The following is a 10,757-nucleotide window of genomic DNA, read 5'->3' as shown; positions in this document are numbered from 1 at the left end:
TCCCTACATCTCACGCGGTGCCATCAGCACCCGGCAGGTCTATCATTCTCTGATAGAGCGTGGCTACGACCCTAAACAGATAGAGAAATTCATCCAAGAACTCGCATGGCGGGATTACTGGCAACAGGTATGGATGGCCAAGGGAGATTCCATCAATTCCGATCTGCGAAGACCACAGCCCGATGTGCAGAATCATCAGATGCCCCGAGCGGTGATAGAAGCTGACACCGGCATTGAGGCCATCGATCAGGCCATTAAGGAGTTCTATCGCACGGGCTATATGCATAACCATGTGCGCATGTACGTAGCTGCTATCTGCTGTACCGTAGGTGGTTCGCATTGGAAAACACCTGCGCGCTGGATGTACTACCACCTCTTGGATGGGGACTGGGCCAGCAATGCTTTAAGTTGGCAATGGGTGGCTGGGGCAAATAGTGGAAAGCAGTACGTGGCCAATCAGGGAAATATCAATAAATACTGCCATAGCGATCAGAGCGGAACCTTCTTGGATATCCCCTATGCAGAATTCGATGAATTAGATATTCCAACGGTGCTCCAGGATCTTGCTGACCCCGAACTGCAGACCGAGTTGCCCAGTACCGATGAACTCAACATCGACCCAGAACGACCTACTCTCATCTACACTACCTATAACTTAGATCCGCAGTGGAGGTCAGAGATGGATGCTGATCGGATCCTCTTGCTTGAACCCTCTCATTTCAAGGAATATCCCATCTCTCAAAAATCCTTGCAATTCATTCTGGATCTAGGTCAGAACATCTCAGAGCTTCAAGTTCATGTGGGAGAATTCAAAGCATTGAAACAGTCCCATGGCCTTCAGGACATCTACTTCAAGGAACATCCCTTCAATCAACATTTCGAAGGGACGATGGATGAGCGCGACTGGATGTTCAGCGTGAAAAGCTATTATCGTTCCTTCTTTGCCTTCTGGAAACGATGCGCTAAAGAGATTGGACAAAAGACCCTTTTCTGAGCATGGATAAATCCCATCTTCCACAAAAAGACTGCATGACCTGTGGACGCCCTTTCGCCTGGAGAAAGAAATGGGAACGCGATTGGGAACAGGTGAGAAATTGCAGTGAGCGTTGCCGAAGAAACCGACACTCTGCATGAAAGAACTCGGGCTGATCTTTCCACATCAACTCTTCGATGATTTACCATGGGATACGGACCTACCTATCGTGATGGTAGAAGAACATCTTTTCTTCAGGCAGTATGCCTTCCACAAGCAGAAGTTGGTCTTTCATAGGGCAAGCATGCGGGCCTATGCCGATCGTCTTTCAGACTCGGGATATGAAGTGGAATATCTGGATTGCCGATCCGACCACAACGACATCCGCGACCTCATCGCAGCACTGGCTGAACGCAAGGTGGAGCGTGTGCACTATATGGACCCCTGTGATGACTGGTTAGAGAAGCGATTGCAGGCCAAGTGCAGAGACCACGATATTTCTTTAAAGGAGTATGCCAGTCCGATGTGGCTAAATACGAAGGATGAACTGAGTGATTTCTTCCGGTCGGATAAGAAGAAATTCTTCCAGACCACCTGGTATAAAGATGAGCGGAAGCGCAGAGGTATCCTTCTGACCCAGGACGGTGGACCTCAAGGAGGTGATTGGACCTACGACAAGGAGAATCGCAAGAAATACCCCAAGAGCAAAACACCGCCTAGTATTTCATTTCCGGACAGCGACTCTTATTTCAAAGAAGCCAAAAGCTATGTCGAAGAGCACTTTGCCGATAATCCCGGTGAGGTCCAAGACACGCCCCTGTATCCGCATGATCGAGAGGGGGCATTAAAGTGGTTGAAGAAATTCTTGGAACACCGCTTCCACGAATTCGGACCCTATGAGGATGCCATCGTGAAAGATGCCTCCATACTCCATCACTCTGTACTCACGCCCATGCTCAATGTGGGTCTGATCAGCCCGCAAGAAGTATTGGACAAAGCTCTGGAATATGCCGCAGAGCATGATGTACCCATCAATTCCACCGAAGGATTCGTACGACAGATCATCGGCTGGAGGGAGTTCATCCGAGGGGTGTACATCGCTAAGGGTGTAGAAGAACGCACAAAGAACTTCTGGGGATTCGAGCGCAAGATCCCAGAGAGCTTCTATACCGGAGAAACGGGCATTCTCCCGGTGGACAATGTCATTCGGAAAGTGCTGAAGACAGGATATTGCCACCACATCGAACGACTGATGGTACTGGCCAATTTCATGTTGCTCTGCGAGTTCGATCCGGACGAAGTCTATCGCTGGTTCATGGAGCTATTCATCGATGCCTATGACTGGGTGATGGTGCCTAATGTCTATGGCATGAGTCAGTTTGCAGATGGCGGACTCATGTCGACCAAACCCTACATCAGTAGCAGCAATTACCTGATGAAGATGAGCGACTATCCCAAAGGCGAATGGCAAGAGACCTGGGACGGGCTGTTCTGGAGATTCATGCACGTGCATCGGGATTTCTTCGCATCCAATCCGCGACTCAATATGCTGCTCAGCAATTTGGATAAAATGGGCAAGGACACGCTGAATGACCATCTGGAAAGGGCGGATACCTTCCTGGAATCCCTCTGAAGACCTTCTACATATCGGGGAATCGATTCCCCAAAGACCGGAGACCTTCCGGGGATAAAATATTTCTATATCATTGATTTTCAGTGTCTTGTCAAGAATGGGTGGGGTGGAATGACCTTTGAATCTCTAAGAGCGAATCAAATCCTCTAAAAGAAATGTCACAGATATTGATAATCATCGCAGGAATCTCGGCCATCGTGCTCGGTCTCCTCTGGTGGAAACGCATACAGACCTCACGGGAAGATGACCACGACTTCGAAGTGAGAGAAGAAGCCAAAGAAGAAGTATCCGAACAGGAAAGTGTCATTTGACATCTCTTGTTCAATTAGCAGAACCACAGTATAAATCCCTTAAGTATCAACATCATGAAAAAGATCAGCATAGCCCTCATGTTCTTCGTAAGCAGTACACTACTCTACGCAGGAGGTGAAGAAATCAAGCGTCTCGACCAGCAGACCGTATTGGAAATGAGTGAAGAAGACCGCACCATGCGTGTCAATGAACTTGAAGACCGTTTGGTCCAACTCCAAGAAATCGACTTCAAGCAACTCGAACGTGCAGAGAAGAAAGAAGTACGCTCCGAACTCAGATATATCAAGAAAGAGATGCGGGCCCACGCAAACCATGGTGTCTATATCTCAGGTGCCGGACTGATCATCATCATTCTACTGGCCATCCTCATCTTCTGATAAGACTTTCACTAAGACCACAAGCTACTAGATGCTCGAAGCACAAAAGACTCCTGATCTTCAGGGGTCTTTTTTATTTCAGTCCATGACCCCTGACCAGTCAGCCATAGGGAGTACACAACGGAATCCTATATGATCTGTAGCGGCACCGTCCTCATGCGGCATACGGGCACTCACCCGATAACTGCTACAATAGCTGTCATTGCAGAGGAAAGACCCCCCTCGGATGGTGTGGTATCCACTTGAACCATGGGGTCCTTGGGGATCGATGAGGAGAGTGTCGTTCCCTGTCATCGAGTAGGCTTCTGCATAGAAGTGATCGGAGCAGATCTCCCAGACATTTCCCGCCATATCATAGAGACCATATCCATTGGCCGAGAAGGAGCCTACCGGAGCCCGATGAACGAACCCGTCCCATACCGTATTCATCGTGGGGAAATTTCCTTGAAAGGAATTGCATTTGGGATACCCCTCTTCTACCTCTTCATTGCCCCAGGGATAGTTCCCCTGCTGCCCTCCACGGGCTGCGTATTCCCACTCTGCTTCCGTAGGTAGACGCTTACCGGCCCATCGGGCATAGGCCTGTGCATCGTGGATGCTGATGTGTACCACAGGTGACTCCTCCTTTCCCTCAATATCAGATTCAGGACCGCTGGGATGCTTCCAATCTGCACCGGGGACCCAAGCCCACCAGACCGTGTGATCATTGTGACCTTGAATCCCATCAGGTGGCTCGAAGACCATGCTTGCGGCTTGCAGCTGCGCATCGGGAGGGCGAGGTGTCCCTGCTGGCAACAGCTTCTTCATAGATTCCCAATTCACCGGTCGCTCTGCTTCGGTGACATAGCCTGTAGCATCCACAAAGGCCTGGAATTGGCCATTGGTGACCTCATGGCTATCCATCCAATACGAGCTGACCTTGACCCGCCTTACCGGACCTTCCCGTTCCAATGCCTGCTCATCTTCACTACCCATGAGGAATTCTCCTCCGTGTATGAAGACCATGCCGGTCGTATCTGCTTTCCCAAGGGAGGTATCGTATGTGTAAGAAGTACGTGGGCTTGCCTCTATGGTCTCACAGCACTCGTCCTCTTCTTGAGCGCAGCCTATCGACAGCCCGATCAAGATGAAAACGGATAGAAATGAGTCTCTAGGTAGGAACACGGGTATATATCGCTTTCTCGAAATCCTCATCTATTGAGACAATACACTTAGACCGCTTCAAGATAGGAGATTCAAACTTGGCACATTCATTGAAGTCTAAGGATTAAATACCTAGTGATATGAGAACGCATTTACTTTCCTTCATACTACTTATCGGACTGGGAATCAATGGATTCGCACAAGACAAGACCACCATTGAAGCGGTCAATACCGACATCAGTGACAATCTGGATCTTGAGGCCGTGGCCTCTCTTTTTGCAGAAGCAAAGGATTTGGAAGACTTCGAACAACAGCTCAATGACCCCGAATCTCGCTACAGCAATCTCGATTTGAATCAGGATGGCTATGTGGATTATCTAAGGGTCTTGGAAAAGAAAAAAGGTAATGTGCATTCTATCACTATCCAGGCTGTGATCGGAAAAGACAGCTATCAAGATGTGGCTTATATCGATGTAGAGAAGGATAAGAGCGGGGATACCCGGGTGCAGATCGTAGGGGATGTCTACATGTACGGTCCGGACTATATCATCGAACCGGTCTATGTGAGGCCTCCGGTGATATACACGTGGTTCTGGGGCCCGCGATGGAGTGTATGGCATTCTCCGTGGTACTGGGGATATTACCCGAGTTATTGGTCGGTATGGAGACCTTACCCGTGGCATGTCTATCATGCCCACATACGCCCTATGGTACATGTACATCATCACTATCACTATGTGCCTTATAGAAGAAGTGCCGTTTGCAAGGAATTGAGCAGGGATGTTAGTCGTAAGGACTTGGCCAAGGATCGACCTGAAAGAGCTTTTGCCCAGCGACATGACGGAGTCAAGAACAAATACGAACTCGACAACAAGCGCGGCACACAGACACTCGCCAAGCCACGGCCAGCAAAGGACGTGAAGACCACAGGGAAGGAGATACGATCGGATTGGAAGCCCTCGACAACGCGGGATGTAAAACCCACTCAGAACCAGAGTGGCCGGGAGGTAGCACCCGCAGACCGAAACACTGGGACAGGCACAAAGGTCTCTCGTACAGATGAGGCTAAGCCACGTAGCACTCCTGAAGTGAGAGAAAGCAAACCTAGCTCCAATACTTCTACTCGTGAGGCCAAACCCCGGACTTCAAGCGAATCGACCCGATCTACCCGAACAGAGAAACCCCAGCGCGTGACCCAGCCCTCCAAGCCGTCTACTCCGAGCCAACCGCGAACAAGCACTCGCTCGAGCTCTTCCAGCAAGCCGAGTAGCACCACTAGGAGTACTACGCGCTCCTCTTCACCGAGCAAGTCCTCCAGTAAGTCGACCAACAGCTCTTCAAAGAGTCGAGGCGACCGATGAGAATAACAGGATCGTAGATATCAAGGCGGGCCCATGCCCGCCTTTTTCTATACTTTGTGAGCTGAACCAAGACCCCTCAGCCCATGCGCCTTTTGATTCACTCTCTGATCATCCTTTTCTCAACTTCCCTTTTTGCTCAGCCATCCGTTCAGAACAACCTTACTGTTCAGCAGTATGTCCTGGATGTATTTCAAGGGACAGGAGTTGTGATCAACTCTATCAGTATGAACGGGCTTCCTGGTGATTCTATGAATCAGCAGATAGGCACCTTTCAGAACAATGGAGGCTATATACCTATCGCCCAAGGACTTGTAATGAGCACAGGGTCAGTGATAGATGTAGATTTTAATGGGGATACGGTCATGGTCGGAGAACAGACAACGCTGAACATAGTCAATGGTCAATCTGGAGATCCGGACTTGGAATTATTGTCCAACGACAATATCAACGACCAAGCGATCCTGGAATTCGATGTTGTTCCTGAATTCCAATACATCACCTTCAACTATGCCTTCGGGTCGGAGGAGTATCCGGAATATGTCAATTCCTTCAATGATGCTTTCGGTTTCTTCGTGTCCGGACCCGGCATCATCGGCAACTTCTCAAATGATGCCGACAACATCGCCATTCTACCGATCAATAACACCGTGGTCAGTATCAATACGGTCAATAATGGCAACACTGGTTGTTTCAGTGGAGGCCCCAGTGGTCCATGTATGAACTGTGAATACTATATCGACAATTGCCCGATCGAATCAACAGCCCTGGACGGGATGACCACCGGACTGAGTGCCCTGCTCGAGGTGATCCCGGGTGAGACCTATCATTTCAAACTGGCCATCGGTGATGCCTTGGATAGTGCTTTCGATTCGGCCGTGTTCTTAGAGCAATACAGCTTTAAAAGTGTGGCTACTCCTCCGGTAGGACTACCAGAGAATGACCTGATCCGTGCACTCTACCCCAATCCCAATGATGGACGCTTCACCCTGGAGATGGACGATGTCTCGATCACTGAGGTGAACCTATTGGACATCCAAGGCAAGGTGATGTGGACTTCTTCAACATCGATCAGCTCTCAGGCGCCAATCACTATCGATGTCAGCTCGATGAATGCTGGGCTCTATTTCTTGGAGGTCATCCATGACGCAGGAAGATCTATGCGGCAGGTGACCATCCACTGAAACTATCCTTTATCAGCGGTGCATACTGATAATTGTCAGTCGAATATGCCGCTCACTACGCGAATTTCGCAACATGCGCATATGGTCATCTCTCTTCACGATCCTCCTTGTACTCGGAATCGTTCTCTTCGGCTCCTGCTCGAGTGGAAAAGAAGGTATCCGACCTGAGACCAGCGACCTGATCGAGTCCGTATATGCCTCGGTACAAGTTGAACCGGAGGGATATTACAAAGTCTTTGCTGCAAGCACAGGCATCATCCGATCCATCCATGTAAAGGAAGGGGATACCGTTGCAACCGGTGAAGTCCTGGCGACCATCGATTCCGATCGGGCCGATCTGCAAAAGAGCGATGCGATCATACAAGCAGAACTGGCAAGAGAGAATTATCAAGGAAAGGCGGCCGTTCTATCCAGTCTGGAGAATGAGATCGCCTCTCTGGAGAAACAATTCTCACTGGACTCTACCAACTTCTTTCGTCAGAAAAGGCTGTGGGAACAGAAGATCGGCTCCAAGAGCGACTTCGAGCAGGCCGAACTCCGTTATGATCGTTCGCTGAATTCATTGGATCGTGCCCGAAAGAACTTCATTCAGAAGAAGAACGAACTCGAGAGCAACTATCGCAGGGCCTTATTGGCACTCGATAGAGCAGAGACCTCACTCGATGAGTTCTCCATCACCTCACGCATGGATGGAATGGTATACAGCATTCTGAAAGAGGAAGGAGAATCATTGGGATCGATGGAAGCACTGGCACAGTTAGGCAGCAGCACCGATTTTATTCTGAAGATGTCCATCGATGAAGTGGATATCGCACGTGTGGAGGTTGGACAGCAGGCCTATATCACCTTGGATGCATATCCTGGTGAGGTCTTTCAGGCAGAACTCAGCCGAATCGACCCCATGAAAGATGAGCGCACACAGACCTTCGAGGTGGAAGCTCGATTCATCACCCCTCCTCCCCGACTCTATGCAGGGCTGACCGGAGAAGCCAATATCACCATACGCACGATCGAGGATGTGTTGCACATCCCCTTGGCCTATCTCACGGCCGATGACAAAGTGATCACTGATGAAGGAGAAATCGAAGTGGAAATAGGTCTGCGCAATCTGGACCGCGTACAGATACTCAGCGGATTGGACAGTACCAGTACCCTCTATCTTCCTGACTGAGATGACCGACCCACGCATCATCCTGGATATATCCAAGACCCATTTGCTCTCGCGTATGAAGCAATCGGTCATTGCAGGACTCGGGGTGACCTTCGGTATAGGATCCTACATCATTCTGGTCAGTTTCATGACCGGATTGAACGGCCTGCTGGATGGCCTCATCCTCAATCGCACACCGCATATCCAGATCTACAATGAGATCGCTCCCAGTGAGACACAGCCCATCGATCTGGTGGACGAATGGGCCGAAAATTTCAAAGTAGTACGGTCCATCCGCCCGAAAATGAGTCAAGAGCGTATCCACAATGCCATTCCTATCATGGATAAACTCATGGAAGACGAGCGTGTGAAAGGGGTCAGTCCATGGGCGCAAGCGCGGGTATTCTATCTGGCCGGGTCCAACCAACTGAACGGACTTGTGAGTGGAATACGCCCCAAAGAAGAAGTGCGTCTTTACAATTTCGATGAGTATATCGTCAAAGGGGATGCAGAGGACCTGCTGAAGAATCAGAATAGTATCCTCCTTGGTGCCGGAGTGGCCCAAAAGATGTCGCTGGATATCGGTGATAAGATACAGGTGAGTACGGCCCAAGGCGGTATCATCTCCCTCAAGATCGCAGGCATTTACCAAAGCGGACTGGCCGAGGTGGACAATGTACAGAGCTATGTCAATCTCAACACGGCCCAACAACTCTTGGGCGAAGGAGGGAACTATATCTCCCACCTCAATGTCAAACTCCATGACATCGCAGAAGCTCCTCGACTGACCGATGAGATCAGACGCAATTATCAGGTCAACGCGATAGATATCCAAGAGGCCAATGCCCAGTTCGAAACGGGGACGCAGATCAGGAATCTGATCACCTATGCCGTATCGATCACCCTGCTCATCGTTGCCGGATTCGGAATCTACAACATCCTCAACATGTTCATCTATGAGAAAATGAACGATATCGCCATTCTCAAGGCTACCGGCTTCTCTGGAGGCGATGTCAAACAGATATTCATCGCTCAAGCATTGGTGCTAGGCTTGGTGGGCGGCATTCTCGGTTTGATCATCGGCTATGGAGTGTCGGTACTTATCTCGGTCACTCCTTTTGAGACAGAAGCTCTTCCCACTATCAAGACCTATCCGGTCAATTTCGACCCTTTCTTCTATATAGTAGGGATGAGCTTTGCGATCATATCCACCTTTCTGGCCGGTTACCTGCCCGCTCGCAAGGCGGAGAAGATCGACCCCGTAGATATCATCAGAGGACGATGAGCACCATTTTGCGCACGGAGCATATTGACAAATATTTCACCGAACCGGTGCGATTCCATGTGCTCAAAGACATCAGTTTCAGCATCGATGAAGGAGAATTTGTATCCATCATGGGGAAGTCAGGTTGTGGGAAATCAACCCTGCTCTACATCCTCTCCACCATGGACACGGACTACGAGGGAATACTACATCTGAATGGGGACCGATTGACAGGACAGAATGCGGAGCGACTTGCACGTGTTCGTAATGAATCGATCGGTTTCGTATTCCAGTTCCATTATCTATTGCCTGAATTCTCCGTGCTGGAGAATGTGATGCTACCCGCCCGGAAACTCGCCCAGAAGAGTCCTTCTCAGATACGCAAGAATGCCCTGGAAAAACTGGATATGCTGGGCATAGCCGATCAGGCCCAGAAGAAGGCCAACCGCATCTCGGGAGGACAGAAGCAACGCGTGGCCATCGCTAGGGCCTTGATCAACGATCCGCGTATCATCATGGGGGATGAACCCACTGGGAACTTGGACTCGAAGAACTCGGAGAATGTCTTCAACATCTTCAAACGACTGACCCATGAAGTGGGACTCTCTCTGCTCGTGGTCACCCACGACAAGGACTTTGCGCGCAAGACCGACCGCATCATCGAGATGGCCGATGGGCGGATCATCGACCATGGTAAATGAACATGCAGTTTTCTTAAAACGTTCACTTTCGCATTAGCTCTGAACCAAGAAAAGGAATTGCCCAAACCTTCCGCTAGTTCACTATCTTGCATCGACCCACTCTCAACGATTCTCGTACAGGTGAATCATCAACAGTTCATGCATAGGTATTTCATATTCCTGATAACGGTGGTCAGTGCTTCGCTTCTCACTGCACAGGAATATTTTCAGCAAGAGGTCAATTACCGAATAGATGTCAGCCTCAACGATGAGGAGCATTCACTCTCCGCCTATGAGGAGATAGAATACATCAATAATTCTCCTGACATCCTAGATACGCTCTACTTCCATATCTGGCCCAATGCGTATCGAAACAACGAGACCGCTCTGGGCAAGCAGAAGCGTGCGGCCGGTGGAAAGCGCAAATATCTGGATGCCCCGCATCAACAAGGGTGGATCGATTCCCTCGATTTCAAAGTCGGTGGTCGACCCATTCGCTGGGACTATCATCCGGACCATATCGATATCTGCCTGCTCTATCTAGATGAACCCCTAAGACCAGGGGCATCTATTCAGATTAGCACTCCATTCTATATCAAGCTTCCCAAAGGAACCATGTCCAGACTCGGACATCTGGAACAAGCCTATCAGATCACCCAATGGTACCCGAAGCCGGCCGTTTA

At 49.7% G+C, this 10,757-nt stretch carries 12 protein-coding genes; 11 read left to right on the top strand and 1 reads right to left on the bottom strand.

What is annotated here, in order from left to right; genetic code table 11:
- The 5 genes from HKN79_10350 to HKN79_10330 form a co-directional block, all read left to right on the top strand.
- The coding region (locus tag HKN79_10350; GenBank protein NNC83967.1) for a deoxyribodipyrimidine photolyase at window positions 1–994 on the top strand (994 nt) is incomplete at its 5' end.
- 2 nt (window positions 995–996) lie between these two features.
- Entirely contained in the window at window positions 997–1,134 is a 138-nt protein-coding gene (locus HKN79_10345) for a DUF2256 domain-containing protein (protein ID NNC83966.1), read from the top strand.
- The gene (locus tag HKN79_10340) at window positions 1,131–2,606 is read left to right on the top strand and encodes a cryptochrome/photolyase family protein (protein NNC83965.1); all 1,476 of its coding nucleotides are present in this window, start codon (window positions 1,131–1,133) and stop codon (window positions 2,604–2,606) included. Before HKN79_10345 ends, HKN79_10340 begins: the two co-directional genes overlap by 4 nt.
- A gap of 155 nt (window positions 2,607–2,761) precedes the next feature.
- On the top strand, window positions 2,762–2,917 hold the full coding sequence (locus HKN79_10335; GenBank protein ID NNC83964.1) for a hypothetical protein: 156 nt from the start codon (window positions 2,762–2,764) through the stop codon (window positions 2,915–2,917).
- Window positions 2,918–2,971: 54 nt separating this feature from the next.
- Window positions 2,972–3,295, top strand: coding sequence for a hypothetical protein (locus HKN79_10330; protein NNC83963.1), 324 nt, complete (start codon window positions 2,972–2,974; stop codon window positions 3,293–3,295).
- A gap of 78 nt (window positions 3,296–3,373) precedes the next feature.
- On the opposite strand, the gene HKN79_10325 is transcribed toward HKN79_10330, so the two are convergent.
- Complete coding sequence (locus HKN79_10325; GenBank protein NNC83962.1) at window positions 3,374–4,489, bottom strand: formylglycine-generating enzyme family protein; 1,116 nt, start codon at window positions 4,487–4,489, stop codon at window positions 3,374–3,376.
- Window positions 4,490–4,578: 89 nt separating this feature from the next.
- On the opposite strand from HKN79_10325, the gene HKN79_10320 reads away from it, so the two are divergent.
- From HKN79_10320 to HKN79_10295, 6 genes are all read left to right on the top strand, one after another.
- Window positions 4,579–5,799, top strand: coding sequence for a hypothetical protein (locus HKN79_10320; protein NNC83961.1), 1,221 nt, complete (start codon window positions 4,579–4,581; stop codon window positions 5,797–5,799).
- Between the two features lie 83 nt (window positions 5,800–5,882).
- Complete coding sequence (locus HKN79_10315) at window positions 5,883–6,980, top strand: T9SS type A sorting domain-containing protein (protein ID NNC83960.1); 1,098 nt, start codon at window positions 5,883–5,885, stop codon at window positions 6,978–6,980.
- A gap of 73 nt (window positions 6,981–7,053) precedes the next feature.
- Window positions 7,054–8,151, top strand: a complete 1,098-nt coding sequence (locus tag HKN79_10310) for an HlyD family efflux transporter periplasmic adaptor subunit (protein ID NNC83959.1) — start codon at window positions 7,054–7,056, stop codon at window positions 8,149–8,151.
- Between the two features lies 1 nt (window position 8,152).
- On the top strand, window positions 8,153–9,415 hold the full coding sequence (locus HKN79_10305; protein ID NNC83958.1) for an ABC transporter permease: 1,263 nt from the start codon (window positions 8,153–8,155) through the stop codon (window positions 9,413–9,415).
- Window positions 9,412–10,095, top strand: coding sequence for an ABC transporter ATP-binding protein (locus HKN79_10300; GenBank protein NNC83957.1), 684 nt, complete (start codon window positions 9,412–9,414; stop codon window positions 10,093–10,095). The genes HKN79_10305 and HKN79_10300 overlap by 4 nt, the downstream gene beginning before the upstream one ends.
- Before the next feature lie 138 nt (window positions 10,096–10,233).
- On the top strand, window positions 10,234–10,757 hold a 524-nt coding region (locus HKN79_10295; protein NNC83956.1), incomplete at its 3' end, for a M1 family peptidase.

The organism is Flavobacteriales bacterium (assembly GCA_013001705.1).
GTDB lineage: Bacteria > Bacteroidota > Bacteroidia > Flavobacteriales_D > JABDKJ01 > JABDLZ01.
Note: the sequence above shows the minus strand (reverse complement) of the source record. Positions and strands in the feature narration are given on the sequence as shown.

Coding starts and splice junctions, on each gene's coding strand:
- HKN79_10345 (NNC83966.1), top strand. CDS start 997: ATGGATAAATCCCATCTTCCACAAAAAGACTGCATGACCTGTGGACGC.
- HKN79_10340 (NNC83965.1), top strand. CDS start 1,131: ATGAAAGAACTCGGGCTGATCTTTCCACATCAACTCTTCGATGATTTA.
- HKN79_10335 (NNC83964.1), top strand. CDS start 2,762: ATGTCACAGATATTGATAATCATCGCAGGAATCTCGGCCATCGTGCTC.
- HKN79_10330 (NNC83963.1), top strand. CDS start 2,972: ATGAAAAAGATCAGCATAGCCCTCATGTTCTTCGTAAGCAGTACACTA.
- HKN79_10325 (NNC83962.1), bottom strand. CDS start 4,489: ATGAGGATTTCGAGAAAGCGATATATACCCGTGTTCCTACCTAGAGAC.
- HKN79_10320 (NNC83961.1), top strand. CDS start 4,579: ATGAGAACGCATTTACTTTCCTTCATACTACTTATCGGACTGGGAATC.
- HKN79_10315 (NNC83960.1), top strand. CDS start 5,883: ATGCGCCTTTTGATTCACTCTCTGATCATCCTTTTCTCAACTTCCCTT.
- HKN79_10310 (NNC83959.1), top strand. CDS start 7,054: ATGCGCATATGGTCATCTCTCTTCACGATCCTCCTTGTACTCGGAATC.
- HKN79_10305 (NNC83958.1), top strand. CDS start 8,153: ATGACCGACCCACGCATCATCCTGGATATATCCAAGACCCATTTGCTC.
- HKN79_10300 (NNC83957.1), top strand. CDS start 9,412: ATGAGCACCATTTTGCGCACGGAGCATATTGACAAATATTTCACCGAA.